Source organism: Methylobacterium sp. P5_C11 (assembly GCF_054049775.1).
Map to the genome: position 1 here is coordinate 15,816 of NZ_JBFULS010000053.1, position 26,320 is coordinate 42,135.

Annotated in this window: 25 protein-coding genes and 1 riboswitch; of the genes, 10 read left to right on the forward strand and 15 right to left on the reverse strand. The window is 72.2% G+C overall.

Going from position 1 to position 26,320, the window contains the following annotated elements; all coding sequences use genetic code 11:
* Positions 1–249: 249 nt before the first annotated feature.
* The gene (locus ACXJKQ_RS22150) at positions 250–657 is read right to left on the reverse strand and encodes a hypothetical protein (RefSeq protein WP_457107852.1); all 408 of its coding nucleotides are present in this window, start codon (positions 655–657) and stop codon (positions 250–252) included.
* Positions 658–875: 218 nt separating this feature from the next.
* The gene (locus ACXJKQ_RS22155) at positions 876–1,067 is read right to left on the reverse strand and encodes a hypothetical protein (RefSeq protein WP_457107853.1); all 192 of its coding nucleotides are present in this window, start codon (positions 1,065–1,067) and stop codon (positions 876–878) included.
* Positions 1,068–1,154: 87 nt separating this feature from the next.
* Between ACXJKQ_RS22155 and ACXJKQ_RS22160 the strand changes: the two genes are divergently transcribed.
* Positions 1,155–1,406 carry a hypothetical protein gene (locus ACXJKQ_RS22160; RefSeq protein ID WP_457107854.1) on the forward strand — a complete coding sequence of 84 codons (252 nt, stop codon included), beginning with the start codon at positions 1,155–1,157 and terminating at the stop codon, positions 1,404–1,406.
* 42 nt (positions 1,407–1,448) lie between these two features.
* Here ACXJKQ_RS22160 and ACXJKQ_RS22165 read toward each other — a convergent pair whose 3' ends face one another.
* Positions 1,449–2,051 carry a cell wall hydrolase gene (locus tag ACXJKQ_RS22165; RefSeq protein ID WP_457107855.1) on the reverse strand — a complete coding sequence of 201 codons (603 nt, stop codon included), beginning with the start codon at positions 2,049–2,051 and terminating at the stop codon, positions 1,449–1,451.
* Between the two features lie 251 nt (positions 2,052–2,302).
* Positions 2,303–2,494: riboswitch (cobalamin riboswitch) on the forward strand.
* 236 nt (positions 2,495–2,730) lie between these two features.
* On the opposite strand from ACXJKQ_RS22165, the gene ACXJKQ_RS22170 reads away from it, so the two are divergent.
* Positions 2,731–4,755 (forward strand): TonB-dependent receptor, encoded by a 2,025-nt coding sequence (locus tag ACXJKQ_RS22170; protein WP_457107875.1) that lies wholly within the window; start codon positions 2,731–2,733, stop codon positions 4,753–4,755.
* Positions 4,756–4,768: 13 nt separating this feature from the next.
* Here ACXJKQ_RS22170 and ACXJKQ_RS22175 read toward each other — a convergent pair whose 3' ends face one another.
* Positions 4,769–5,095, reverse strand: coding sequence for a DMT family transporter (locus ACXJKQ_RS22175; RefSeq protein WP_457107856.1), 327 nt, complete (start codon positions 5,093–5,095; stop codon positions 4,769–4,771).
* Between the two features lie 345 nt (positions 5,096–5,440).
* On the opposite strand from ACXJKQ_RS22175, the gene ACXJKQ_RS22180 reads away from it, so the two are divergent.
* Positions 5,441–6,673, forward strand: coding sequence for a serine hydrolase domain-containing protein (locus ACXJKQ_RS22180; protein ID WP_457107857.1), 1,233 nt, complete (start codon positions 5,441–5,443; stop codon positions 6,671–6,673).
* Positions 6,674–6,693: 20 nt separating this feature from the next.
* Here the strand turns inward: ACXJKQ_RS22180 and ACXJKQ_RS22185 are convergent, their stop codons facing one another.
* Entirely contained in the window at positions 6,694–8,100 is a 1,407-nt protein-coding gene (locus tag ACXJKQ_RS22185; protein ID WP_457107858.1) for a DUF4105 domain-containing protein, read from the reverse strand.
* Between the two features lie 656 nt (positions 8,101–8,756).
* Here ACXJKQ_RS22185 and ACXJKQ_RS22190 point away from each other — a divergent pair.
* Positions 8,757–9,185, forward strand: a complete 429-nt coding sequence (locus ACXJKQ_RS22190; RefSeq protein WP_457107859.1) for a MucR family transcriptional regulator — start codon at positions 8,757–8,759, stop codon at positions 9,183–9,185.
* Between the two features lie 195 nt (positions 9,186–9,380).
* On the opposite strand, the gene ACXJKQ_RS22195 is transcribed toward ACXJKQ_RS22190, so the two are convergent.
* Positions 9,381–10,334: a PAS domain-containing protein gene (locus ACXJKQ_RS22195; RefSeq protein WP_457107860.1), complete on the reverse strand. Its 954-nt coding sequence runs from the start codon at positions 10,332–10,334 to the stop codon at positions 9,381–9,383.
* 711 nt (positions 10,335–11,045) lie between these two features.
* On the opposite strand from ACXJKQ_RS22195, the gene ACXJKQ_RS22200 reads away from it, so the two are divergent.
* A complete protein-coding gene (locus tag ACXJKQ_RS22200) occupies positions 11,046–11,981 on the forward strand; it encodes a sugar kinase (RefSeq protein WP_457107861.1) in 936 nt (311 codons plus the stop codon).
* Positions 11,982–12,099: 118 nt separating this feature from the next.
* A complete protein-coding gene (locus ACXJKQ_RS22205) occupies positions 12,100–12,897 on the forward strand; it encodes a DUF502 domain-containing protein (RefSeq protein ID WP_457107862.1) in 798 nt (265 codons plus the stop codon).
* A 102-nt stretch (positions 12,898–12,999) separates the two neighbouring features.
* Here ACXJKQ_RS22205 and ACXJKQ_RS22210 read toward each other — a convergent pair whose 3' ends face one another.
* Both ACXJKQ_RS22210 and recG read right to left on the reverse strand, forming a co-directional pair.
* Positions 13,000–13,323: a hypothetical protein gene (locus tag ACXJKQ_RS22210; RefSeq protein WP_457107863.1), complete on the reverse strand. Its 324-nt coding sequence runs from the start codon at positions 13,321–13,323 to the stop codon at positions 13,000–13,002.
* 297 nt (positions 13,324–13,620) lie between these two features.
* Positions 13,621–15,837, reverse strand: a complete 2,217-nt coding sequence (gene recG / locus ACXJKQ_RS22215) for an ATP-dependent DNA helicase RecG (RefSeq protein WP_457107864.1) — start codon at positions 15,835–15,837, stop codon at positions 13,621–13,623.
* Positions 15,838–15,935: 98 nt separating this feature from the next.
* Here recG and ACXJKQ_RS22220 point away from each other — a divergent pair, with 98 nt between their 5' ends.
* Together ACXJKQ_RS22220 and ACXJKQ_RS22225 are read left to right on the forward strand one after the other, a co-directional pair.
* Positions 15,936–16,820 (forward strand): alpha/beta fold hydrolase, encoded by an 885-nt coding sequence (locus ACXJKQ_RS22220; RefSeq protein ID WP_457107865.1) that lies wholly within the window; start codon positions 15,936–15,938, stop codon positions 16,818–16,820.
* Positions 16,821–17,124: 304 nt separating this feature from the next.
* Positions 17,125–18,378, forward strand: coding sequence for a UbiH/UbiF family hydroxylase (locus ACXJKQ_RS22225; protein ID WP_457107866.1), 1,254 nt, complete (start codon positions 17,125–17,127; stop codon positions 18,376–18,378).
* Between the two features lie 103 nt (positions 18,379–18,481).
* Here the strand turns inward: ACXJKQ_RS22225 and ACXJKQ_RS22230 are convergent, their stop codons facing one another.
* Positions 18,482–18,826, reverse strand: a complete 345-nt coding sequence (locus tag ACXJKQ_RS22230) for a hypothetical protein (protein WP_457107867.1) — start codon at positions 18,824–18,826, stop codon at positions 18,482–18,484.
* 161 nt (positions 18,827–18,987) lie between these two features.
* Complete coding sequence (locus ACXJKQ_RS22235) at positions 18,988–20,253, reverse strand: AMP-binding protein (RefSeq protein ID WP_457107868.1); 1,266 nt, start codon at positions 20,251–20,253, stop codon at positions 18,988–18,990.
* A 454-nt stretch (positions 20,254–20,707) separates the two neighbouring features.
* Here ACXJKQ_RS22235 and ACXJKQ_RS22240 point away from each other — a divergent pair, with 454 nt between their 5' ends.
* Positions 20,708–21,484 (forward strand): invasion associated locus B family protein, encoded by a 777-nt coding sequence (locus ACXJKQ_RS22240; RefSeq protein WP_457107869.1) that lies wholly within the window; start codon positions 20,708–20,710, stop codon positions 21,482–21,484.
* A 183-nt stretch (positions 21,485–21,667) separates the two neighbouring features.
* Here the strand turns inward: ACXJKQ_RS22240 and hspQ are convergent, their stop codons facing one another.
* The 3 genes from hspQ to ACXJKQ_RS22255 form a co-directional block, all read right to left on the reverse strand.
* On the reverse strand, positions 21,668–22,006 hold the full coding sequence (gene hspQ, locus ACXJKQ_RS22245; protein WP_091776447.1) for a heat shock protein HspQ: 339 nt from the start codon (positions 22,004–22,006) through the stop codon (positions 21,668–21,670).
* A gap of 139 nt (positions 22,007–22,145) precedes the next feature.
* Positions 22,146–22,445 carry a hypothetical protein gene (locus ACXJKQ_RS22250; protein WP_457107870.1) on the reverse strand — a complete coding sequence of 100 codons (300 nt, stop codon included), beginning with the start codon at positions 22,443–22,445 and terminating at the stop codon, positions 22,146–22,148.
* A 10-nt stretch (positions 22,446–22,455) separates the two neighbouring features.
* On the reverse strand, positions 22,456–23,178 hold the full coding sequence (locus ACXJKQ_RS22255) for a DJ-1/PfpI family protein (RefSeq protein WP_457107871.1): 723 nt from the start codon (positions 23,176–23,178) through the stop codon (positions 22,456–22,458).
* A 54-nt stretch (positions 23,179–23,232) separates the two neighbouring features.
* Here ACXJKQ_RS22255 and ACXJKQ_RS22260 point away from each other — a divergent pair, with 54 nt between their 5' ends.
* Positions 23,233–24,216 (forward strand): GlxA family transcriptional regulator, encoded by a 984-nt coding sequence (locus ACXJKQ_RS22260; protein WP_457107872.1) that lies wholly within the window; start codon positions 23,233–23,235, stop codon positions 24,214–24,216.
* A gap of 221 nt (positions 24,217–24,437) precedes the next feature.
* Here the strand turns inward: ACXJKQ_RS22260 and ACXJKQ_RS22265 are convergent, their stop codons facing one another.
* The gene (locus ACXJKQ_RS22265) at positions 24,438–25,487 is read right to left on the reverse strand and encodes an HpcH/HpaI aldolase/citrate lyase family protein (RefSeq protein ID WP_457107873.1); all 1,050 of its coding nucleotides are present in this window, start codon (positions 25,485–25,487) and stop codon (positions 24,438–24,440) included.
* A gap of 141 nt (positions 25,488–25,628) precedes the next feature.
* Positions 25,629–26,320, reverse strand: a 692-nt coding sequence (locus ACXJKQ_RS22270) for a DUF2778 domain-containing protein (protein WP_457107874.1), incomplete at its 5' end; no start/stop codon positions are given.

The following is a 26,320-nucleotide window of genomic DNA, read 5'->3' on the forward strand; positions in this document are numbered from 1 at the left end:
CAAGCGGACGACCGATGTCTTTCGCCAGAGGCCAGGCATCCGCCGTCGCGCATCGAGCAGGACGGTCGCCCGCGTCCGTCCAACGGCCCGGAGGAGCCGCATGACCGATGCCCCAGATCCGCCGGAGGGGCCATCCGGGAAGACAGCCCTGCTGATCGCCCTGACCCTCGCGGCCATTGCCGCCGCCGCTTACTTCCTGGTCCACATGGATTAGCGCCCGCCGCGGCGGCGACCGGTCCGGCGCCGCCACTACAGGGTTCGGCAATTCCCGTAGGTGACCCTGACCTCATGGCGCTCTTCGGGGTTGAGCTGCGCTTCGACGAAGTTCATCTTGTTCAGGTCGATCAGCAGGAAATAGACGCCGTTCTGGCATTTGATCGCGTTGCGCGGCGTGCGTTCGTTCAGCCGCGGCGATGCGGTCTGGCACTCGTAATAGTCGGAGCGCCCGGCCGAGATCACGGTCAGCAGGCCGCCGCTGGTGACCAGCGAGAAGGTCCGGGCCTTGTGGGGCTGCGGTTTCGCCCCCTCCGGCGGGTCGGGATCGAGACCGACCGACCCCTCCTCCGTACAGGTCATCGGACGGCGCAGCTGAGCGGCCGACGGCGTGATGCTCAGCAGGAGGAGCGCACCGGCGAGCGCTACCCGTTTCGCGATCATCGGCGGAGGATCCGTGATTCGTGGGTAGTTTCTACCGACAAGCTAAGCCACGTTCCATCCGTGTAAATGCCGCATGCTCCAGTGGACAGGCCGTTCAACAGATTTGCCGTCCCATTCGATTGTCCGAAGCGAATATTTATGCGTTCGATCGGTCCCGGCGCGGCCGGCCTGACGCTGCCCGGCCGGCCAGGCCGGTCCCCGCACCGGCGGCGCACACGCTAATCCTCGGGCGCACCCGGATTGTCGTTGGCGGCCGCATCCGCGTCGCGTCGCGCCGCGATCGCCGTTCCGATCTCCAAGAGCAGCAGCCGAGACAGGAGTTGCATCGTCGCCGTGCCGTTCGAAACAAGGAGGTGATGGGCCGCGATGGTCGCCTCCACCATGCGGTCAAAACCGTCGTCGTCGGACATGGCGGGGCAATAACCTGGTTGAATGCAGAGCATACAACTTAAAGGTAAGGATCCGGTTCGATCGCCCGCCCACAAACAGGCTTCCCCGTGCGCCCGACCGCCCGAGCCGACGCTCTGCTGGGGCGACTGGCCGAGGCGCTCGGGCATCCGGTCGAGATCTTCTTCGCGGAGGTCGGCCCGGAAGCCGCACCGGACCGCGAACCGATCGCGACCCTGGAGCTGCTCCGCCTGTGGAGCGCCCTGCGGGAGCCGCGGAGCCGGCAGCGGGTCCTGGCCGTCGCCCGGCAGGAAGCCCGCGCCCTGCGCGAGACCCGGGCGGACGACGCGGGCCCCCGCTGATCGCACCGGTCGCGCGCCCGGGCCGGGTCGGTGTGGACCGCTCTACTGCGCCGCCGGAGCGGGCACGGCCGCGTAGGTCAGGGCCATCGCGGGCAGGCCGGGCGCCGCAGGTGCGGCCGGCTTGTCCAGCTTGGCCGCGCGGCGGTCGCGTTTCTCGTAGAAGGCGTTGCCGCCGGCGACGGCCACGTAGTGCATGTTGTCGTAGGGGTAGTGCCGGCCCGCGGTGTGGAAGTACATCGCCTTTCCGACCTTCGGGTGGCGCTCCCCGGCCAGGACGGCGTCGGCGGCGTCGGCGACCTTCAGCAGGTCCTTCTCCTGCATCGGCTTGGTGAGGACGCCCGGCGCGAATTGCCCCGGCTGCCCGACCACCGCGCAGATGCCGCCCGGGAAGATCGCGTTCTCCAACCGGTTCATCACCACCGTGCCCACCGCGACGAGCCCGTCGCTGTCGCTGCGGTTCGATTCGAAGTACATGGCGCGGCCGAGGCAATCGCGCTCGGCATCGCTGACGACCATCGGCGCTTTACGGTCGGGGATCGAGCCCGTCGTGAGAACCGGCGAGGCGGTGTTGCAGGCCCCCAGGCCGCCGGCCGTTGCCAGGACGATCAGTGCAGGACCGATCCGCGTCCTCTCGCTACCCCGCATGCATGTGCGCTCCGTGCTCGCCCAACCTGGCCGCATCGGGCGAGGCCCCGCCCGTGCGAAGGCGAAGCTTGACCGCACGTTCGCGGCGAGGATGTGGCAGCGGCATCCGCGCCTTCGGGACCGGCCCGGGGCCGAGGCGGGCTCCATAAGGCCGCCGACAGGTCCCGGGACCGCACTGTCGCTGCCGCGCCCCGGGGGCGCCACAGGGCCTGCCGCCTGGCTTCGGCGTGTTGACGTGGCCCGCCCGCCCGACGGATGGTAGGCGTGACGGTTTCCTTCGGGGATCAAAAGGGAACGCGGTGAGGGCTCGCCCCGAAGCCGCGGCTGCCCCCGCAACTGTGAGCGGCGAGCCCTTCACCACCACGTCACTGGGTCACCCCGGGAAGACGGTGCGAGGGCGGCGACCCGCGAGCCAGGAGACCTGCCGTCAGCCGTGGTCACACGCGAAACGCGCCGGGCGGGGTGTCCTGGCGGGTGTCGAGGCGCCCGCGCGCGAGCACGGACGCCGAGGCCTCGTTCGCGGTGACGTGCCACTGCCGCCGCCCGAGATCCCGTGACCCGTCTTGCCCGCCGCTCCGCGCTCCCCATCCTCGCCGCACTGGCGAGCCTGACATCCGCGGCCTCCGCCCTGGACCGGACCGGGCCGGACCCCACCGAGACGCGACTCGACGAGATCTCGGTGACCGCCGAACCCGCCGCGGCCGCGGCTCCGCAAATCGGTCCCTCCGCGAGCGCAGGCTATGTCGGAGGCACGACCGGCATCGGCGGGATCAGCACGCCCGTGGACTCCGCCAGCTCCGGGCTCATCACGGGTCCGCAGGTCAACAGCCGCCCCGTGACCCGCCCCGGAGAAGTTTTGGAAGCGGTGCCGGGCCTGATCGTCACCCAGCATTCCGGTGAGGGGAAGGCCAACCAGTTCTTCCTGCGCGGCTTCAACCTCGACCACGGCACCGACATCGCCCTGTCCCTGGACGGCATGCCGCTCAACATGCGTACCCACGCCCACGGCCAGGGCTACGCCGACATCAACGTCCTGATTCCCGAACTCGTCGGCGCGGTGGAGTTCCACAAGGGGCCGTACTTCGTGCGCGACGGCGACTTCGCCTCCGCGGGGTCGGTGCGGATCGACTACCTCGACGCGACACCCAAGAACGTCGCCCTGACCTCGATCGGCAGCTTCGGCTACAAGCGCGCCCTGTCGATCACCACTGTGCCGCTGGGCGAGGGCAACCTGCTCCTGGCTGGCGAGGCGCAGGTCTACGATGGGCCGTGGGTCGTCCCGGACGCGCTGCGCAAGATCAACGGGGTCGCCCGCTACAGCCAGGGCACGGCGCTCGACGGCTTCTCGGTCACCGGCATGGCCTACGCGGCGCGCTGGACGGCGACCAACCAGATCCCGGAGCGGGCCGTCACCGAGGGGCTGATCAGCCGCTACGGCACGATCAACCCCACGGACGGCGGCGACACTTCCCGCTTCTCGATCTCGGGCAAGTTCAGCGCGACGGACGACACGGGCGTGACAAGGGCCTCGGCCTACGTGATCCGCTCGCAGCTCAACCTGTTCAACGACTTCACCTACTTCCTCAACGATCCCGTCAACGGCGACCAGTTCCACCAGCTCGACCAGCGCATCATCGGCGGCGGCGAGGCGTTGCATATCTTCCAGGGGGACCTGTTCGGGCGGCCGATGGAAAACGAAATCGGCGTTCAGACCCGGACCGACTCGATCCGCGTCGGATTGTTCAACACCACGAACCGCCAGTACCGGTCCGGCGTGCTCGACGATCGCGTGCTGGAGACAAGCGGGGCCTTCTACTTCGACAACCGGGTCCGCTGGACCGACTGGCTGCGCACCGCGATCGGCTTCCGCGCGGACGGCTACTATGCGCGCGTCGTCTCGGACACACCCGCCAACTCCGGCAACGCGCGAGACGGCATCGTCAACCCGAAGCTGGGCCTGACCCTCGGCCCGTGGTTCGATACCGAACTCTACGTGAATTACGGCGGCGGCTTCCACTCGAACGACGTGCGCGGCGTGACCGCCACCGTCGATCCGACGAGTTCGCTGTTCAACACCACGCGCTCGCCGTTCCTGGTGCCGTCCACGGGCTACGAGATCGGGCTGCGCAACCGCTCGATCGCCGGGCTGGAGACGAGCCTCGCCCTGTTCCGGCTCGACTTCGCCTCGGAGAACCTGTTCCAGGGGGATAGCGGCACGACGGAGCCGAGCCGCCCGACCCGGCGCTTCGGCGTCGAGTGGACGAACCGTTACGCGGTGACGCCCTGGCTGTCGCTGGAGGGCGACCTGACGATCACCAACGCCCGGTTCTCGGACTACGACCCGGTGGGCAACCGGGTGCCTGAGGCCCCCACCACCATCGCGTCGGCGGGCGTCACGTTCGGCGAGCCGCTCGGCTGGTTCGGCGCCCTGAGGTTCCGCTACTTCGGACCGCGTCCGCTGATCGAGGACAACGCGATCCGGTCGCGGCCGACCGCGCTGTTCAACGGCCGGGTGGGCTATAACTTCGAGACTGGCATCAGCGTCTCGCTGGACGTGCTGAACCTGACCAACAGCAAGTCCGACCAGATCACCTACGCGTACGTGTCCCGCCTGCCCGGCGAGCCGGCCGAGGGGCTCGTCGACCGCGTGCTCCACCCGGTGGAGCCCACGGCCGTGCGCCTGACGATCGCGGGGCGGTTCTGAGGATGCGCGGTGGTCAGTGCTGGCCCTGCCCGGCGGCCAGGATGGTCACGCCCACGGCGATCACCCCGATACCGGCCAGCAGGGTCGGGTTGAGCGCCTCGCCGTACAGCCACGCGCCGCCGAGCGCCGCGCCGATCATGCCGACCCCCGACCAGATCGCGTAGACGACGCCGATGGGCAGCATGTCCATGCTGGTCGACATCAGCCACAGGGCGGTGCCGTATCCGAGGGCCACGATCACCGTCGGCCCCGGGCGCGTGAGGCCCTCGGCGGCCTTCAGCGCGAGGGTGGCGGTCACCTCTGCGCCGATGGCGAGCCCGAGGATCAGGTACGGATTCATGGCACGGCGACCTTTCGGGCTGTCGGGGCAGCGTGAATCGGGCGATCGAGGCGTGGAGAACCGGTTTCGAATCGGACGCCCGAGCAGACGGGGAGTCGACGGGCCGGCCCAACTCTGCGGCGAAGCGGCTGCAGGATCGCGGCGGACGACCGGCACATCGCCACAGAATCCATGAACATTTCCGAACCGGCGCCCGAGATCTTCACCGACGACGGAGGGCGTCCGTCCCGGGCGGGGACCGAGTGGGGCTTTCGTTAAGGCCTGCCCCTCACGGTGGCCGCGCGCCGGCCCCCGCCGCGGGAGCGGCCGCGCCACGGCGACGATTCAGAGCGACACAGACCCAGCATGACCGCGTCCTCGGCGATCCCGGATTCTCCGGCCCGCACACGCCGGGGCCGCCGGTGGGGCGTGATCGCCGCGGCGGGCGCGACCGCCGTGGCGGGCTGCGCCTGGACCGCCGCCGCGCTGATCAACGTCCCCGATCCCCTGACCCTCACGGCGCTGGCGGTGATCGAGCCGTCGTCGGTGGGCACGTGGTTCCCGAGCCGGATCGTCCAGGCCCCGGCACGGGGGAGCGAGCTGCCGGCCCGGCCGCGCCCGATCCTCGACCGCGTCCCCTGGAAGGGGAAGACGGTCCCGCTGATGACGGTGCTGGAGGCCACCCACACCAATGCCTTCCTGGTGGTGCAGGACGGGGGACTGATCCACGAGTGGCAGCGCCCGGGCACCGGACCGGAGACGCTGTTCCCGTCCTGGTCGGTGGCGAAGTCCGTCGTCTCGCTGCTGGTGGGCGCCGCGGTGGCGCGGGGCCAGCTCGCCGAGACCGACCGCGTCTCCGCCCTCCTGCCCGAGCTGAAGAACGGCGCGGTCTTCGGACAGATCACCGTGCGCAACCTCCTCGACATGGCGAGCGGGATCGCCGTGCCGGAGAACTACGATCCCCGACACCCCCTGACCGGCACCGCCGGGATGTACCTGACGCGAGACATCACGGCCTTCGTGCGCGACAACGCCCATCTGGCGTTCAAGCCCGGCAGCAAGGGCCGCTACCGCAGCATCGACACCGAGCTGCTCGGCCTGATCCTCGCCCGGATCGAGGGCAGGCCGCTGGCCGACATCCTCTCGGAGCGGATCTGGAAGCCGATGGGCGCCCAGGCCGACGCCACCTGGAACCTCGACCGGCCCGGCGGGATCGAGAAGGCGTTCTGCTGCATCAACGCGACGGCCCGGGACTTCGCCCGCCTCGGCCTGCTGGTGGCCGATCAGGGCCGTCTGAACGCCAACCGCATCATCCCGGCCCGCTGGATCGAGCGGATCATGACGCCGGCCCAGCGCGCGGTCGACGGCTGGCAGTACTCCGCCCAGTGGTGGCACGCGCCCGGCGGCGACGACGACGACATCTCGGCGATCGGCGTCTACGGCCAGTACATCTACGTCAACCGCGAGACCGGCACGGTGATCGTGAAGCTCAGCGACCACGGGGCGGAGCAGGACGAGATCGAGACGCTCGCGGTGATGCAGGCCATTGCGGCCGATCTCGCCGCCGGCCGCGCCGCCGCGGCCGGCAAGACCCCCTGAGGGGGGGCGCGCGTTCCGCCTCAGGCCTCGGTCGGTCCCGCCTCCGTCCCGGCGGGCTGCCGGCCGATCCGGCCCAGGCGCGTCAGGCTCCGTGCCCGCCAGTTGCGCAGGACCCGCCATCCGACGCGCCTCCAGGCGATCGACGGCACCGGCGAAGCGGGATCGACGAGGGCGCTCAGCGCCCGCGTGTAGTCGAGCACCAGGCCCGGGGTCCACGTCATGGACCGCGCGCCGCCGCGCAGGAAGGCGGCGGCCCAGAATTCCGGCGTGGTCAGCGCCGCGGCGAGCGTCCGCCAGGGATGGCCGCCGCGGCTGAACGCGCCCTCGACGGCGACGTCCAGAGACCGGGCCACCGTGGTGGAGCAGTTGCGGCTGATGAAGTTGTAGGTGGTGTCCGCGCTGTAGCGCGCCCAGAATGCCCGCAGCCGGGCGGCGTCGATGCCGTTCAGCCGCACCGCCACCGTCGCCGGACACCAATCCGCCACCTCCGCGTCGTGGGAGGGCAGGAAGCGCCCCGGCACGTCGTTCTCGGGACCGGCGCGCAGGCTCGACCGCAGATTGGCAGGTGAGCGGTCGATCTCCACCGCCGGATAGTGGCTGACGTAGAGGTCGTCCTCCAGCAGGAGGGCGGCGTGGCCCGTGGAGAACCGCCCCGCCTTGTCGACGGAGGCGACGTAGCGCCGGATCAGGCGCTGACCTGCGGGCGTCGTCGCCTGCCCGGTGGGCGTCCAGACATAGACCGTCAGGCCGCCGGGCTCGGCGGCGCAGCCGGGCTCGGCGGCGGCGCCGGACAGGGCCGGCTCGGCGACGCCCAGGCGCCGCGTCCGCAGGCCGACCAGCGCGAGGTTGGCGCCGTTCAGGATCAGGAACATCCCGATGCAGTAGCCCACCGTGCCGGCGTACCACGTCGGCCACGGCTGGAGATGGAACACCCCGAAGGCGATGCTGAGGCCCCCGAGGGCCACTGACGCCCGCCAGCCGGCGAATTTCAGCAGGCCCGCGATCGTGATCCGGACCAGACCGTCGACCACGAAGGCGATGCCGAAGATCATGGCGAGCAGGAAGGTGCTGTGCCGCGTGGCCATCATGATCAGGACGGCCATGACCGACAGCAGGCCCCCCTTGAAGAGGCGCAGCCGGCGGGCGGCGCCGATTGCCGACAGCCCGACGGCGAGGGAACTCACGCCCTCCGCGAGCAGGATCAGGCCGAACCACCGGTCTGGGACGTGGAGCGCCCCGTCGAGGGAATCGACCACCACCAGGATGCCGAGCGACGACCACAGCAGGCCCATGGCGCCGATGAGGTGCCAGTGCCGGCGGACCGCGGCCCGCCCGACGAGGAGCATCCAGAGGGGCGCCGTCCGGCCGCCGGCCGCCTCCGCGCCGTCCGGCTCGAACGCGTCGCGCGTCGACAGTGCGCGCGGCATGGAGGTCGGACACGGTCCGGACATAGGGTCGCCCTCGAAAGCGCTTCGACGCGTCGGTCGCACAGATGACGCCGTGCCGTCACGGCCGGAGCCCGTCGCCCGGYACGCGCGCGTTCGGCGAAGCGCCCGGGGCGCACGATCCACAACTTGGCTGATGACTTTGTTAATCGCGGCGTCGCCCGGACATCCGCCGGTGCGGACCGCCCTCGGATCGCCGGACTGAAGCCCGGATTCCCGCCGTGCCCCGGTCGGTCGCGGTCCGGCGGGGCGGAAAGGTCAGGGCGGGGCTCCGCCCGTCGCGGGTCGAGATCCCGTTCAGGCCCTGTCTCCAAACCTGATTCGTGGGTCCGCAGCCCGTCATCGTGAGACCATCCGAAGTCATCGCCGACAGGCGGCCGATCCAAAGATCGACACTGCGCAATATTTGCTGCGCATCCGAAGCAGAGCAACCTCATGTTGCCTCACCGGAACAAAAATTGTTCAAAGATCATCTTGAGATAAACTGTAGACAAATCGCACCGATTTTGTATTGTTACGTGCCGATCTTGGCAGACGCGAAGCAATTTGGCGCACGATTGGGCGGTAAATGCTGATCCTGGAATCGGCTTTATCGATGCGCCAGTCTTCATGCCTCGCTTCTCACGACTGGGGGATCCATGAACACTATCGATTTGCACGAAAAGTCGACGGATCTGAACACAGATCTGATCAAGTGCACGACATCGTTGGTTGCGGCCTACGTGTCTCGGAATGCGGTGGGCGTGGGGGACCTGCCGGTTCTCATCGACCAGGTGCACTCGGCCATCACGGTGCTGCAGGGCGGCGGCTCCGGATCGGGTGCGGGCTGGACCGGCCCGACCGCGGCGCAGATCGAGGCCTCGATCCAGGAGGATGGCCTGATCAGCTTCATCGACGGCCGCTCCTACAAGACCCTGAAGCGCCACCTCACCGCGCACGGGCTCACGCCGGAGCGCTACCGGGCCAAGTACGGCCTGCCCGCCGACTACCCGATGGTCGCCCCGGGCTACGCCGCCAAGCGCTCGGAGATCGCCAAGGCGATCCAGCTCGGCCACAAGGCGGCCTGAGCACGATCCGCGCCGCATTGCCCGCCATCGATGGGCCGCGCGGTCCGCCATTTCGAGCACTGCGGAGTGGCGCGCCGGGTGCCGGATCGCGGCGCGATCCGGCACCCGGTCCGACCGGGCGGGCATCCGCACCGAGGCGCCGGGGGCGTGGTCGGACGGATCCTGCGCGCCGGCCCCGCCGATCGCTTGCGGCGCTCAGGCCCGGGCGACCGCCAGGGTCCCGTCATCGATGGGAACGAAGCGGACACCCGCCCGGTGCAGGGCCTCGACCGCGTGCAGGCGGGACCGACTGCCCCGATGCTCGCTATCCTCCTCCAGGCGCCGCACCGTGGAATGCGACAGGCCGCTCGCCTGGGCGAGATCCATCATCGACCAGTCGAGGAGAGCCCGCGCGGCGCGCAGGTGGTGCCCGGCCACCGACTGCTCCAGCCCCTCGGGCAGGCCGACCGGGGCCGGTGCGTGGTTGCGGACGGGATATTTGAGACCGCCGCGGCCGAGATAGGTTCCGTCCGGGTCCCAGATCGGCATCGTGAGGATCCGGAAGTGCCAGAGCTCGCCGTTGGCGAGGCGCTCGTGGGCCGTGCCCTGGAAGAACGCCCGCCGCTCGATCTGCTCCAGGGCCGCCGCCCGCAAGGCCCGGCGTTCCTCCGGGACGACCATGAGATACGGATCGGCGCAGATCTCGTCGAGCGGCAGGCCGTGGACCTCGGCGACCGTGAACGGGATCTCCCGGATGAGGTCGAGCCCCATCGAGAAGGTCGTGATGTGCTCGGTGAGATAGAGCGCGCCCTGGCGGCGGCGGTCCTCGTGCCGCAGGCGGGCCAGGCGCTCGCGGTCGCTGACATCGAGGGCGGTCCCGTTGAGGGCGACGGGCCGCCCCTCGGCCGAGAACCGCACCTCCATCGCCAGCGAGAGGGTGCGTGCCGTGCCGTTCGGCCGGATCACCCGGACGATGACCTCGCGGGGGACCTGGCCCTGCCGGATATCGGCGAGCGTGGGCATCAGGGCTCGATCCTCCGGATGGATCAGGCTCAGCAGCAGGTCGTAGCGCGCCTTCGCGGCATTCGGGACGAGACCGAGCAGCCGGTAGAATCCCGGAGACCAGACCAGTTCCCCGCCCGCGAAAACCCAGCTCCAGGCGCCACTCATCCCGCGACCTTCCGTGAGGGTCAGGAATTCGCCCGCAGAAAACGTCAGAGCACTTAAGGCCGTATGGAACATCTCAGCACCACATGGATCGCATCGGCGATTCCCAAGTTTCGAGGAATAATTTTTCTACATAAAATTCAGAATTCATTCATAGCAGATTCCGAGAAACGCACCGACATCTTCACCGGAGCGACCATCATACAGTGCCTTATTGAAAAGCGACATGGCGCCATCTTGGAAATTGCTTCGGATTCGACGCGGTCGCGGCACCGGCAGTCCGAAGCCGCCCAGCCCGGCTTGCATGACGCGCCACCGCTCTGGCACCGGCGCACCCAGCCTCCCGTCCCGCCCCGCCATGTTGTGGACCCGTCATGGAACACTTCGCGTTTCGGAGGTATGATTTTCCATGATCGCTTTGCCATGATTGTTCCACACAGATCGCCGACCATGGCTCATGACACCAAAAATACTCAGTCTTTGTTTTATTCGTTTCGATCATAGACAAGACTGTCGACACAATAATTGTATTGATTCTCCAATAAAATCCAGAATTATTTCTACTGCCAATGATCATTGCTATCCGGACAACGAGTCATCGGTCGCGCCACCCCGATCTCCGGATCGAGCCGGCGGGAATCGGGGCCGGGCGGGAGATTGACAGAGCGGGCCGAACAATGCGGGGAGACGGCATCGCGCATCGGGAGGAACCGCATGAGGGTCGCCTGCATCGGCGAGTGCATGGTCGAGCTGTCCGAGCGCCCGGACGGGACTCTGGTCCGCGGCTTCGGCGGCGACACGCTGAACACCGCGCTCTACCTCGCGCGCCTCGGCGTCGCGGTCGATTACGTGACCGCGCTGGGCGACGACGTCTGGAGCGACGAGATGGCGGCCGCCTGGGGCCGCGAGGGCATCGGCCTCGACCGGGTCCGGCGGCTGCCGGGCCGAATGCCGGGGCTCTACATCATCCGCACGGATGCGGACGGCGAGCGCAGCTTTCACTACTGGCGCGACCGCGCCGCGGCCCGGGACCTCTTCACCGAGGCGGGCTCCGCCGAGACCGAGGCGGAGCTCGCCGGCTACGACCTCGTCTACCTGTCCGGCATCAGCCTCTCGCTCTACGGCGAGACCGGACGCGCCGCCCTGTTCGAGACCCTGTCGCGCCTGCGGGCGCGGGGCGGGCGGGTCGCCTTCGACACCAACTACCGCCCCCGCGGCTGGCCCGACCGGGACGAGGCCTGGGCGGCCTTCCGTGCGGCCCTGGCGCTGGCCGACCTGATCTTCGCCTCGGCGGAGGATCTGGACTGGCTGTTCGGTGCGGCGGGCGCGGACGAGGTCCTGTGCCACCGCGACCGGGCCGAGATCGTGCTCAAGGGTTCGGACGGATCGGGGCCGGTCGCCCGGGTGCTGTACGGCCCGGCCGACACCACCGTGCCGGCCGGGCCGGCGGCGCGGGTCGTCGACACGACGGCCGCGGGGGACAGCTTCGCGGCGGGCTACCTCGCCGCGCGGATCGCCGGGCTGCCACCGGAGGCCGCCGCCGCCGAGGCGCATCGCCTCGCCGGCACGGTGATCGGGCATCGCGGCGCCGTGATTCCCCGGGACGCGATGCCGGCTCCCGCCGTCCKGCCGCCCGGCCCGGACGCCTGAGGGCCGGCGGGGCCGGACGCTGCGCCCTTGAGGCGGGGAAGCGCAACCGCTACCTCTGCCGTCGGGGGATGGCCCCCGCAGCAGGATCGCCGCGCGTGGTGCGGCCGAGAGGGCACCCGTGGCGCCGAGTCCCCCGCCGATCCAGGTACCCGAGCCCGACGCCGCCGCGACGGGCGGCGGCGCCCCGAAGACGCGGGTCAGCGCCCGCGGCCGGCTGCGGACCTACTTCCTCACCGGCGTCATCGTGGCCGGCCCCCTCGCGATCACCGCCTACATCACCTGGTGGTTCATCGCGCTGATCGATTCGTTCGTGAAGCCGCTGGTGCCGGCGAGCTACCTGCCGGACCATTACCTGCCGTTCTCGATCCCGGGGCTCGGCCTGGTCATCGCCTTCCTGGCGGTGACGCTGCTCGGATTCCTCACGGCCAACCTCGTCGGGCGGTCGGTCATCGAGTTCGGCGAGGTCCTGCTGGCCCGCACCCCGGTGATCTCCGGCCTCTACAAGGGCCTGCGGCAGATCTTCGAGACGCTGTTTTCCGCCAACGGCACCTCGTTCCGCACGGTGGGGCTGGTGGAATTCCCGGTGAAGGGCACGTGGTCGGTGGTGTTCCTGTCCGCCCCCGCGGCCCACGAAGTCGAAGGGGCGCTGCGGGCGCGGGGCGCCGCCGCGGACGACCTCGTCGGCGTGTTCCTGCCCTGCGCGCCCAATCCGACGACGGGCTTCTTCTTCTACCTGCCCCGGGCCGAGGTGGTTGAACTCGCCATCAGCGTCGACGACGCCGCCAAGCTGGTGATGTCGGCCGGGGTGATCCAGCCGGAGGACCCGCAGGGCCGGCTCAACGCCATGGCGGCCTCCCTGCGGACGGCGCAGCAGGCGGGCGGCTCGGCGCTGCAGCGGGAGCCGCAGGACGCGTGAGCGCCGCGCGCGGGAACGGGCGCCTGTCCGGGACCATCGGCCATGAAAAAGGCCGCCCCGCGCCTGCGGGGCAGCCCTGGACTTCCATCCTGTCGGTGCGGCTCAGCGCTGCAGCGAGGCCGTCTGCGGCGCGATGGTGGGCGGGGTCGCCTGTGCGACCGTCACGGCGCTGCGCGGCGCCGTCGGCACCCAGCCGGTGGCGCATTGCAGGGTGAGGGCGAGGCCCAGGGCGATGCAGAGCCCGTTGGCGACCAGCCAGAATGGCCGGGCGGCCCGCCGCACGGCGGCCTGCAGCTCGTCCGCGGTCTTGCTTGCCGCCTCGGCGGCGCGGTCCGAGATCGGCAGAAGCCAGGGCTCGGTCGGCAGCGCTTGGATACCGGCCATCTCGTGGGAGCCCGGCAGGTTTTGGAACAGTCCATTCGACATGTCCGTCCTCCAGATTCGTCCGTGATGTCCCGGCTTACCGGGCCATTCGTTCATCTCCAGTTAAGGGAAGAATATGGCTGATGCAAGGTCACGAGGCCTGCCCGCGGCCCTCCCGGTCGCCGACGAGGCGCCGCCAAGCTTCCGCTCAGCGCCGGCAAATCTTTGAAATCACTGCAATTTTTCGAAACCCTGTGGCAAAGCCGCATCGGACGACCGATCTGGCCGATCGGGGACGATGACGGCCTCGACCGTTCATGAACGTCGGACTTTCCTGAACGACGCCGTTCATGGCGCCGTTCATCCGGCGCCGATCAGCCGGATCGCGGCCTCGCGTTCGAACAGGTAGAGGAGCGCCCGCAGGGCCTGCCCCCGGGGGCTCTTCAGGCCGGGATCGCGCTCCACGATCAGCCGGGCGTCGTCGCGGGCGGCCTCCAGCAGGGCGCCGTCGCTCTCCAGCCGGGCCAGGCGGAAGGCGGCCATCCCCGACTGCCGGGTGCCGAGCACCTCGCCCTCGCCGCGCAGCTTCAGGTCCGCCTCGGCGATCCGGAAGCCGTCCTCGCTCGACCGCATCATCTCGAGCCGCGCCCGCGAGACCTGCCCGAGGGGTCCCCGGTAGAGCAGCAGGCAGGACGAGGCCCTGGAGCCGCGCCCGACCCGGCCCCGGAGCTGGTGGAGCTGCGCCAGCCCGAACCGCTCGGCGTGCTCGATCACCATGATGGTGGCCTCGGGCACGTCGACCCCGACCTCCACCACGGTGGTCGAGACCAGGAGCTTGGTCTCCCCGGCGGCGAAGCGGGCCATGGCGGCATCCTTGTCGGGACCCGGCATCTTGCCGTGGATCAGCCCGACCGCGTCGCCGAAATGCTTGCGCAGGTCGTCGAAGCGCTCGGCCGCGGCGGCGAGGTCGACGAACTCGGATTCCTCCACCAGCGGGCAGATCCAGTAGACCCGCTCGCCCCCGGCGATCGCCCGGGCGAGGCCGGCCACGACCTCGTCGATCCGCTCGGTGGACAGGGTCAGGGTGCGGATCGGCTGCCGGCCGGCGGGCTTCTCGTCGAGGATCGACACGTCCATGTCGCCGAAGAAGGTCAGCGCCAGGGTGCGGGGGATCGGCGTCGCGGTCATGACCAGGAAGTCCACCGCCTCGCCCTTGGCCCCGAGGGCGAGGCGCTGGTGAACGCCGAACCGGTGCTGCTCGTCCACCACCGCGAGGCCGAGGTCGCGGAAGGTGACCGCCTCCTGGAACAGGGCATGGGTGCCGACCAGGATGTCGATCGCGCCCGCGGCGAGGTCGGCCAGCGTGCTCTTGCGCTCCGCGGCCCGGTCGCGGCCGGTCATCAGGCGCAGGCGCAAACCGCCGGCCAGGGGCTTCAGCCGCTCGAAATGCTGCCGGGCGAGGATCTCGGTGGGCGCCATCAGGGCGGCCTGACGCCCGGCCTCCACCGCCGAGGCCATGGCGAGCAGGGCCACCGCGGTCTTGCCCGAGCCGACATCGCCCTGGAGCAGGCGCAGCATCCGGCGGGGCGCGGCGAGGTCGGCGCGGATCTCCGCCACCGCCCGGCCCTGCGCGCCGGTCAGCGCGAAGGGGAGGGCGGCCTCGATGCGGGCGCTCAGGGCGCCGTCGCCGGCATTGACCCGGCCGGCCTTGCGCCGCTGGCGGGCGCGCAGGAGGGCGAGCGCCAGCTGGGAGGCGAGGAGTTCGTCGTAGGCGAGCCGCCGCCGGGACGGGGTCGCGGGCGGCGGCTGGAGCGGATCCTCGGCCTTGGGGGGCGCCTCCTCGGGCCGGTGCTCGAGGCGCAGGGCCTCCGCGAAGGCGGGCAGGCGGTTCTTCTCCAGCCAGGCCGGATCCTGCCATTCCGGCAGGACCGGCAGGCGGTCGAGGGCCGCCACCGCGAGCTTGTTGATCGCCCGCGAGGTCAGCCCCTCCGTGGCCCCGTAGACCGGCTCGACGGCGGGCAGCTCGGCCAAGCCCGCCTCGTCCACGATCCGGGACGGGTGGACCATCTGGCGGGTGCCGTCCCAGAGGTCGATCCGGCCGGTGATGTAGCGGTGCGCCCCGAGCGGCAGCATCTTCTCCACCCGGGCGCGGGGCATGCCGAAGAACACCAGGGTGATGTCGCCGGTGGCATCCTCCACCAGCACCCGGTGCGGGCGCCGGCCCGCTCCGGCCTGGGCCGGGCGGTGCCCCACCACGGTGACGCCGATCGTCACCGGCTCGCCCACGGGGGCGTCGCTGATCGAGCCCATGAGCTTCCGCGCGACGCCGCCCTGGGGCAGGTGGAACAGCAGGTCCACCACCCGGGCCTCGCGCTCGGGGGTGCCGAGCAGCTTCTCGATGAGCGGCGCCATCTTCGGCCCGATCCCCGGCAGGGCGCGGGCCGGCGCGAAGAGCGGATCGAGGAGGCTCGGCCGCAGGGCGGGCGCGGCGGGCGCGCGGCCGGCCTCCCCCTCCGCGGCCTCGGCCGCGTCGGAATCCTTCAAGGCCGGGTCCTGAGTCGCGCGTGCATCTGTCATGGCGGTTCGGCGGACATGGTGCCGGAGGCGCCTTATCATCCGGTGCATCCCGGCGCGCCAGTGCGGCGGGAGGGGGACCGCCCCCGGAGATCGATCCCATGGCCAGCGACTTCCTGCCGGGCTTCGACCGGCACCGGATCGAGACCGCACCCGGCGTGACGATCCACGCCCGCTCGGCGGGCTCCGGGCCGCCGGTCCTGCTGCTGCACGGCCACCCGCAGACCCTGTCCACGTGGCTCCACGTCGCCCCGCGCCTCGCCGAGACCCGCAGCGTGGTGGCCATGGACCTGCGCGGCTACGGCGATTCGGGAAAGCCCCCGGGGGGCGAGCGCCACGTCGCCTATTCCAAGCGCGCCATGGCGGCCGACGCGGTGGCGGTGATGCGGGCGCTCGGCCACGACCGGTTCGCCGTGGTCGGCCACGACCGGGGCGGCCGCGTCGCCCACCGCCTCGCCCTCGACCACGCCCAGGCCGTCGCGCGGATCGCCCTGTTCGACATCGCCCCCACGGCGACCATGTACGCGCGCACCGACAAGGATTTCGCCACCCGGTACTTCTGGTGGTTCTTCTTCATCCAGCCCCACCCCCTGCCGGAGACGCTGATCGGGGCCGATCCGGAATACTTCCTGCGCCATCACGTCGAGGGCCAGTCCAAGACGCCCGGCTCGCCGCCGCCCGACCTCTTCGCCGAGTACCTGCGCTGCTACGCCGACCCCGCCTGCCGCCACGCGATCTGCGAGGATTACCGGGCGGCGGCCGGGATCGACTTGGAGCACGACGCCGCCGATGCGCAGGCGCGGATCACCGCCCCGCTCCTGGCGCTCTGGGGGGCGAGGGGCGTGGTCGGCCAGACCTACGACGTGCTGGAGACGTGGCGCGAGAAGGCCACCGCCGTCTCCGGCCGGGCGCTGGATTGCGGTCACACCCTTCAGGAGGAGCGGCCGGAGGAGGTCGTTTCGGAGCTGGCGGCGTTCCTGAGCTGACGGGGCTCAGCCGCCGGCCCGGACCGGGTCGACCGCACGGTGCGCCGGACCCGGGCGGGGCGAGGGACACGGACAGCGTGGAGACGGCCGCGGCGGCGAGGCGGACGGGGGCACCGGATCGCTCCGGCCTGAGGCCGCCGGGCTGCGGCGCTGTGGCCTTCGCGGATCAGGGTTGGCAGAGACACCGGAATGCTCAGATACGGGCACGGGCCGCGCGGAGAAGACGCCGCGGCCCCGGCCGGCCGCCGGGCACCCGATGGGTGGCCGGTCGACGGGGGACCGAGCGGAGATCGTGCGGGGCAGCATGTCGGTAGGAGCCAAGGCCGCAGGGGCCGTCACCGGGTCCGTCACGGGGTCCGGGACACCGTTCGAGGTTGCCGTGGTCGGGGCCGGGGCCGCGGGGCTCGCCGCGGCGCTGGCGGTCGCCCGGGAGGGGATTCCGACGGCGCTGGTCGGCCGCCACGCCCCCGTGGCGGACGGGCGAACCGTCGCGCTCCTCGACGGGTCGGTGCGGTTCCTGGGGGCGCTGGGCGCCTGGGAGGCGGTGGCGCCGCACGCAAGCCCGCTCTGCGAACTCCAGATCATCGACGACACCGGCAGCCTGTTCCGGCCGCCGCCGGCGCGCTTCCGCGCCGCCGAGATCGGCCTCGACGCCTTCGGCTGGAACGTCGAGAGCGCGCGGCTGGTCGAGAGCCTGCGCGCCTGCGCCCGGGGGCAGGACAACCTCACCCTGGTCGAGGCGGATGCCGCCGGCGCCGTCCCCGGCGAGGCGGCCGCGCGCATCGCCCTGGCCGACGGGGGCGCGGTCGAGGCCCGGCTGGTGGTGGGGGCCGACGGGGCGCGCTCGCCGCTGCGGGCCGCCAGCGGCGTCCGCGTGCGCGACTGGACCTACCCGCAGAGCGCGATCACCACGATCCTGGCCCATGCGCGCCCGCATCGGGACGTCTCCACCGAATTCCACACCCGGTCCGGCCCCTTCACCCTGGTGCCGCTCCCGGGCGGTCACCGGTCCAGCCTGGTCTGGGTGACCGGGGAGGGCGCCGCGCGCCGGCTGGCGGCCCTCGACGACGGAGCCCTCGGCCAGGCCGTGGAGCGGCAGGCCCGGGCGATGCTGGGTGCCATGCGGGTCGACGGCCCCCGCGGACTCGTGCCCATGCGCAGCCTCGCGGTGACCCGGCCGGTAGCGGATCGGCTGGCGCTGATCGGCGAGGCCGCCCACGTCTTCCCGCCGATCGGCGCCCAGGGCCTCAATCTCGGCCTGCGCGACGCCGCGACCCTGCGCGACGCGGTGCTGGCCGCCGCCCGCGACCGCCGCGATCCCGGTTCACGCGCCGTGCTCGACGGCTACGCGCGGGCGCGCCGCGTCGATACAGCGGCGCGCACCGCCGCCGTGGACCTCCTCAACCGCAGCCTGCTCACCGCCCTGCTGCCGGTGGACGCGCTCCGCGGCCTCGGCCTGCTGGCGATGACGCAGCTCGGGCCGCTGCGGCGGCTGGTGATGCGGGAGGGGGTCGTGCCGAGGCTCGGCGCGCCGGAGCTGATGCGCGCGACGCGCTGACTCCGTCGTCGGAGGCGCGGGCCTCGCGGCGGCCCAGACGGTCCGCCTGCGGTGTCCACTTGGCTGTCCGTCTTGCCCGGGCCGGATGCGACCGGGACGGGCGTCAGAGATCCGGCTGTGCGGCCACGTAGGCGCCGAGCCGGGTCGCGAGATCGACCGGGCCGCCGGCCCGGGCCTCCCCCGAATCGCCGATGAGAATCACCGGGATGCCGCGGTCGCGCAGATGGCCGCGGAGGCGGGCGGCGCGGCGGGCATAGGCGGGATCGCGCCGGGTGGGAGCCTGGAGCAAGACCGCGGCGGGTCGCGCGATCACGGCCAGCACGTCGTCCGCCGCCTCCATCGAGGCGGTCACGCTCGCATAGCCGAGGCTGGCCAGCTCGCCCGAAAGGGACCGGTCCACGGCGCGGACGCCGTCATCGACCACGAGCACTTGTTGCAGCGCACCCATAAGCTTGAGCGGTACTCCATCCCGGACGGCTTGGAAAGATAGCCGTCACGACAATCCGATGCAGAACCCGCGAACAGGCGGATCGGATCCGTCGGTCCGTGTGCAGATGCGAGATTATCTGCGCCGCCTGAGCGCCGGATGAACCGGTGCGGGGCCGCCGTTCAAGCCGCCACGACCGCGGCGGCCGAGCCGCCCGACAGGAGGGGCCGGTAGCCGGCGCTCCGCCACAGGTGCGGATCCGGCTCGGGCGTCCCGCCGCCGGGGAGCGGAGCGGACGCGCAGGCCGGCCCGCGAAAGGCGAGGCCGCCCTCGGTCCCGCGGGCGACGTCCAGGAGCCCGCGGGGCAGGGGGGCCTGCTCCGGATGGGCCAGGGTGGCGGCGAGGTCGTCCAGGCCGGGGCGCGTGAGCACCACCGCCTCGCCGAAAACCACCGAGTCGAGGCGCTGCGGACCCGCGGTCCCCGCGCTCCGCGGGGTCAGGCGCGTGGGCGCGCGGCGGACCACGTGGAGGACGCGGACGGTCCAGGGCAGGGGCAGGGCGGCCAGGGCAGGGTCAATCAGGGCGGGCTCGATCAGGGCGGGCACGACGAGCCGCGTGGGCACCGGCCGCAGCAGGGCGGCGCGGAACCCGGCCTCGTCGAAGGGCAGCACGGTCTCCAGGCCGGCGCCCGCCGCCAGGGCCGTGCCGAGGCCGGTCACGAGGCCGCGCAGATCGTGGCCGGGCAGGAGCGTCAGGACCCGCTCGTCCGCGGACAGGGGCAGCGCGTCGAGATGGGCGGCGATCGCCGCCGCGAGGGCCGCGGCGCTGCGATGGACCGGCCGGCCGGGATCGCCCCCCGCGAAGGTGACGAGGCCGCGGCTCGCCACCGGCGCGACCACGCCCCGCTCCAGGGCCATCGCGTCGAGGCTGATCACACCGTCCGGCACGCTCGGGCCGAAGGCCGCGAGGTAGCGCAGGCCGAAATGGCGCATGGCCGCCTGGGTGAGGTCTTCCGCGGGGCGGCGCGCGCCGCGGCGGCCCTCCGTGAGCACCGCCACCAGGCCGGCGGCCTCGATCCCGGCGGAGAGCTGTCCGGGATCCCAGGCGGCAGGCATCGCGCAGGGCAGGTGGCCGGCCGCCTCGACGGCGAGGTGGGCGAGGGCCGATTCGGCGCCTCCGGCGAACCAGAGCCCGATCCGGCTGCCGGCCGGAAGGCGCCACGCGCCGATGCCGCGGGCGAGGCGCCCGACGATCTCGGCGGCGGCCGCGTAGGTCCAGGTGATGGCCGGACGGCCGCACCAGGCGACGCGGTCACCCGAATCACGCAGGATCGTGCGCTCCGGACCGGTGCGCGCCGCCGCGAACAGGCAGGCCGCGAGGCCGCCGGATCGCGCGGACGCGTCCGGTGCGGCGTCGGCCGCCCACTCCGCCACCGCCAACGCGCTCAACCCGCCGCCCCCACCGAACCTGCCGATCCCGCCCCATGGTCGGCCCGGCAGGGTTAACCGACCGCTAAGACGCCCGGCGCGCAACCCCCGACGCGGCGGCCGCCGGCGCGATTCGATCACGCGCTCGTGCCTCGCGCCCGGGCCACGTCGTGCTTGCGGCGGGGCGGATGCGGGCCTATCGGGGGCCGGGCGCGGCCAGGACGGTCCTGACAGCCCTCCCGGCCGCGGTGTCATGCCTTCGCCTCATTCACGGGGAAAGGCAGGCCGCCCGGTCGCCGGGGTGAGGGATGCGCGCCGACGGGCGCCCGTCCCGCCCCGATGGTCGGACCGATTCATCCGGAGTTCCGGTCAGCGCGCCAACGCGGCGGGCATCCGGACGGTCCGGCGGACCTGCCGCTAGGCCGGCTCCGCATCCTGCCAGCCACACCACGTCTCTTCCAAGGGGTCAGAGCCGATGTCCTTCACCCGCACCGCGACGCTCGCGCGCGCCGCCCTCCTCGGCCTCGCGGGCCTCGGCCTCGCGGCCGCACCGGCCCTGGCGCAGCCGAAGAAGCCCGCCGCTCCCGCGCCGGCCGCGCCGGCGCCGACCGCGCCGGGCACCCCGGCGGCCAACACCCCGGCCGCCCAGACCGGCCCGCAGATCGTGACGGTGAAGTCCGAGCCGAGCCAGGCCGACTGGACCAAGGTCTGCGGCAAGGACCAGGGCTCGGGCACCGACATCTGCTACACGACCCGCGACTTCGTGTCCGACCAGGGCCAGCCCGTGCTGGCGGTGGCGGTCTACGAGATGAAGAACGCCGCCCAGAAGCAGGAGGTGCGCGTGGTGCGCTACCTGCTGCCGCTCGGCCTGCTGCTGCAGCCGGGCATCCGCTTCAACGTCGACAGCCAGAGCCCGACGGCCGGCCGCTTCGCGGTCTGCTTCCCGAACGGCTGCTTCGCCGAGGCGGGCGGCGTCGATGCCGGCGTGATCGCCGCGATGAAGAAGGGCACGACCCTCAACGTCTCGGTCCAGAACCAGACCCAGCGCGAGGTCACCTTCGCGGTGCCGCTGGCCGGCTTCGGCAAGGCCTTCGACGGCCCGGCCATCGACCCGAAGGTGCTCGAGGAGCAGCAGAAGAAGCTCCAGGCCGAGCTGGAGAAGCGCTCCGAGGACATGCGCAAGAAGCTGGAGCAGCAGGGCGGCGCGGCCCCGGCTGCCGGCGCCGCGGCACCGGCCCCGGCGGCCAAGTAAGCCCTCACCGGGACCGCGATCGTCATCGACCCGCCGCAGGGCGGGTCCGCACCGGGGGCCGGGCCGCGAGGTCCGGCCCTTCGCGTTGTGGGCCGCCCGCCCGCGCGATCGACCGGTTGCCCACGGATTCCGGACCCGGCTGGACGATCAGGGCGCTTGCCAGGGCCTCGACGCGCCCGGCCCTCAGTTCGTGGCGCGGTCGCGCATCCGGTACGCGCCGGCGGCGTCGCGCTCGAACATCTCGGCGATGCCGGCATGGCGCAGGGCCTCGCCCGACGTGTCGGGCAGGAGGTTCTGCTCCGACACGTAGGCCACGTACTCGGTCTCGGCGTTCTCGGCGAGCAGGTGGTAGAAGGGCTGGTCCTTGCGCGGCCGGACCTCCTCGGGGATCGCCAGCCACCATTCCTCGGTGTTGTCGAACACCGGGTCGACGTCGAACACGACGCCCCGGAACGGGTAGATCCGGTGGCGCACCACGGCGCCGATCGCGAATTTCGCGGTTCTCAGTGTTACGTCCGACATGGTTCAACCCGTCCAGATCGGACAGATAGGTCCGATGACGGATCGTGTCACCCGGTCGCCGCGGAAGTCGGCGTTTCCGCGGCGCGGACCAGGCTGTCCCGGACGGCGATCGCCTCCGGAAGCGGCCGCCACAGGACGGTCATCTCGTCGCTGCGCCCGGCCGCGTCGAGGCGCCGGTCATCCATGCCGTCGAGCCGGTGGGGGCGCGCCGAAGACGGCGGCGGCATGTGCGAGGCCTTCCAGGATCTGGCGGATCCGCGAAGGCCTCGACCGCCGCGAGCAGGGCGTCGACCACCGGCCGGATCGCCGCCTTCCCGCGCACGGGCTCGGCGGCGAGCGGCGTGTTGAGCACCACCGCCTCGGCCATCTGCGCCCGCACGGCGTCCCGATCCTTCGCCGCCAGGGCGGCCGCGCAAGCGCGAACGTGGGTGAGGTCCATCGGAGGTCTCCTACGGGATCCGGATGCCGAGCTCGGCCGCGATCGCCCGGGCGGTGGCCTCGCGCCGGGCCGTGATGTCGGCCGCCGCCGCCCGCGCCCGCGCCACGAGGGCCGGGGCGGCCGTGCGCGGCGTGCCGCTGTCGAAGGGGGGTTCGGGGGCGTATTGCATGCCGAGCTGGATGCTCCGGGCGGCCTCCTCGCCGCGCAGCGCGGCGGCGAGGCGCAGCGCGCCGTCGATGCCCGCGGTGACGCCGGCCGCGAACACCCAGGTGCGGCCGTCCGCGTCGCGGTCGATCACCACGCGTTCGTCCACCGGCTCGGCCCCGAAGAACGGGAGCAGATGGACCGCGTTCCAGTAGGTCGTCGCCCGGCGCCCGACCAGCAGGCCGGCCGCCCCGAGGAGCAGCGCGCCGGTGCAGACCGAGAGCACGTGGCCGGCGCCGGCCGCCTGGTCGCGGATCCAGCCGAGCAATGCGGCGTCGCGCATCAGCGCCTCCTGGCCCTGGCCGCCGGGCACGTGCAGCACGTCGAGGCGCGGGGCCTCCGCGAGCGTCGCGTCCGGCAGCATCCGGAGGCCGCGCACGTCGCGGACGGGCTCGCGGCCCGGCGCGTAGATCCGGTAGGTGCTGTTGGGAACCCGGGACAGCACCTCGAACGGGCCGGTGAGATCGATCTGGTCGAGCCCGTCGAACAGCAGCGAGCCGATCTGCAGGTGGGTGTCGGGGGGGATCATGCCGGAGCCTCCGTGGTGGACAGGGAGACCCTACCGCGGCAGGATCTGGCCGAAATGCCAAAGACCCCTCGTTTCTCGCCAGATCCGCCGCGCCCCGTCGAGGTGCTGGCGTTCCCGTCGGTGCAGCTCCTCGACGTGGCCGGGCCGCTCCAGGTCTTCGCCACCGCCAACGAGCATGGCGGCGCCGGCATGCCCTACGCGCCGCGGGTGATCGCGGCCGGCGACCCGGGGCTGACCGCCTCGGCGGGCCTTCGGCTGGTGGCCGACCCGCTGCCGGATCCCGACGCGCCGGTGGACACGCTGGTGATCGCGGGCGGCCCCGGCGTCGTCGCGGCCTGCGCCGATCCCGCCCTGGTGGCCTGGGTGAGAGCCCGGGCGGGGCGAGCGCGCCGGGTCGCCTCGGTCTGCACCGGGGCGTTCCTGCTGGGCGCGGCCGGGCTCCTCGACGGGCGGCGGGCCGTGACCCATTGGAAGCACTGCGGCGCCCTGGCCGCGCGCTACCCGCGCGCCCGGATCGAGCCCGACCCGATCTTCGTGCGCGACGGCCCGGTCTGGTCCTCCGCGGGGGTCACGGCGGGCATCGACCTGACGCTGGCCCTGGTCGAGGAGGATCTCGGCCGCGCGAACGCCCTGGCGGTGGCGCGCCACCTCGTCATGTTCCTGAAGCGCCCCGGGGGGCAGGCGCAGTTCAGCGCGGCGCTCGCCCTGCAGGCCGGGGAGRAGCGGTTCGGGCGGCTCCACGCCTATATCGCCGACAACCTGTCCGGCGATCTGTCCCTGCCGGCGCTGGCCGCGGCGGCCGGGATGAGCGAACGCAGCCTGAGCCGGCACTATCGGGAGGCGACCGGCCTCACCCCCGCCAGGGCCGTGGAGCGCCTGCGGGTGGAGGCGGCCCGGCGGGCGCTCGCCGAGACGGCGCAGCCGGTGAAGCGCGTCGCCCGGACCTGCGGCTTCGGCTCCGAGGAGACGCTGCGGCGCAGCTTCCTGCGGCACGTCGCGGCGACCCCGCAGGCGTACCGGGCGCGGTTCGGCGGGTGAGGGGGCTCAGACCGTAGGGACGAGAACTGTCCGGATAAGGCGCGCCCTGTGGCGCCTCGACGACGCGCTCGATCCTGTGAGTTCTCTACCCTCACCCCAACCCTTTCCCGCACGGGAGAGGGAGCCCATCGCGCTCAACCGTCAGCGTCGGCGTCCGACTCGATCTGTGGCTGTCGCACCGGCCCCCGGGGACTGCGTCAGTCGCGGCCCCGGCAGCCCGCTCACCCCAGCTTGTAGACCGCCGCCAGCTCCGGGTCCTTGGCGGCGACCAGCTTGGCGAGGTCCACGATGACCTTGGCCTGCTTCCAGGTGGCGTCGTCCTGCATCTTGCCGTCGAGCATCACCGCGCCGGTGCCATCCGGCATGGCCTCGACGATCCGGGCCGCGAAGGCCACCTCGGCCGGGTCCGGCGCGAAGACCCGCTTGGCGATCGCCACCTGGCTCGGGTGCAGCGTCCAGGCGCCGGCGCAGCCCATCAGGAAGGCGTTGCGGAACTGCGCCTCGCAGGCATCGCCGTCGGAGAAGTCGCCGAACGGGCCGTAGAAGGCCTTGATGCCGTTGGCCATGCAGGCGTCGACCATCCGGGCGATGGTGTAGTGCCAGAGGTCCTGCTGGGCGGTGGCCCGGGGGGCGTCGCCCGACGGGTCGCTGAGCACCCGGTAATCGGGGTGGCCGCCGCCGACCCGGGTGGTCTTCATGCCGCGGGACGCCGCGAGATCCGCCGGCCCCAGGCTCATGCCGTGCATCCGCGGCGAGGCCGACGCGATGGCGTCGACGTTGGCCACGCCCTCGGCGGTCTCCAGGATCGCGTGGACCAGGATCGGCTTCGTCACGCCGTGGCGCGCCTCGAGCTGGGCCAGAAGCTGGTCGATGTAGTGGATGTCCCACGGCCCCTCGACCTTGGGCACCATCACGACGTCGAGCTTGTCGCCGACCTCGGCCACGATCGTGAACAGGTCGTCGAGAATCCAGGGCGAGTTGAGGGCGTTGATCCGGGTCCAGAGGCCGGTGCCGGTGGCGGCGAAATCGGTGGCCTGGGCCATGGCCACGAAGCCCTTGCGCGCGGCCTCCTTCTGGTCGGCCGGGACCGCATCCTCCAGGTTGCCCAGCACCACGTCGACCGTGCCGGCGAGCTCCGGCACCCGGGCGCGGACCTTGTCGTTGTGGGGCGGCACGAAGTGGATCATCCGCTCCAGCCGCACCGGCAGGTCGCGGAACGGGGCCGGCGCGCCGGTGGCGAGGGGCTGGAAGAAGCGGCGGGGCAGTTTCATCGGGTGCCTCTTGTCAGGGCTGGCGTCTGAGCCCCGTTAAGGCAGCTGGGGCGGGCGCGTAAAGCCGCGCCGCGCCGAAGTGATCTCGGACGTTCGTGATTTCGGACCTTCGGCCCGGCGCGCCGCCGGGGCTGCCGATCCTCAGCCCCGGCCGCCCCGGCGGCCGATCATGCCGATCCGGTTGAGGATGCCGCCGTCGCCGCTGCCGGCCACCACCACGAGGCGCCGGACCTCGCCCCGCAGGAAGGCCTGCAGGAAGCGGTTGTAGTCGCGGAAGGAGACGCACCCGTTCGAGGCGCCGGGCTGACGCAGCATGTAGGTGTGGGCGAGCAGGCCGTCGCGCCCGTGGATCGCGCCGCTGCCGCCGACCGGGTTGAGGCGGATCGCCCGGACCCCGTGGAACAGGCGCTCGCGCTCGGTCAGGTCGTAGGTGCCGGGGGGCGTCGAGCCGCGCATGCGCAGGTGGACGTAGCGCGGGTTGTCCATGGCCTCGCCGAGGCCGGAATGGGCCTCCAGCACCTCGCCGGAGGGCAGCGTCACCGTGCGGGCGCTGATGTCGTAGACGGCCGTGCCGGCCACGGATTCGGGCGCCGGGCTGATCCGGGTGCGCGGGGCCTGCCCGGGCAGGGCTTCCTGGGGCAGGGCGTCCGGGCTGGCATAGGCCAGGGCCTGGCGGGTTTCCGGGCGCCGCTCCTGGCGGGGATCTTCCTGGGGCGCGGCGGTCCCGACGCCGAACAGCTTCTCGAAGAAGGACGGCTCCTCCGCCATCGCGGCGCGGAACACGTCGCGGGTGCGGGGCAGGGCGCGGGCCGCGACCCGGGCGGCCGGAGCGG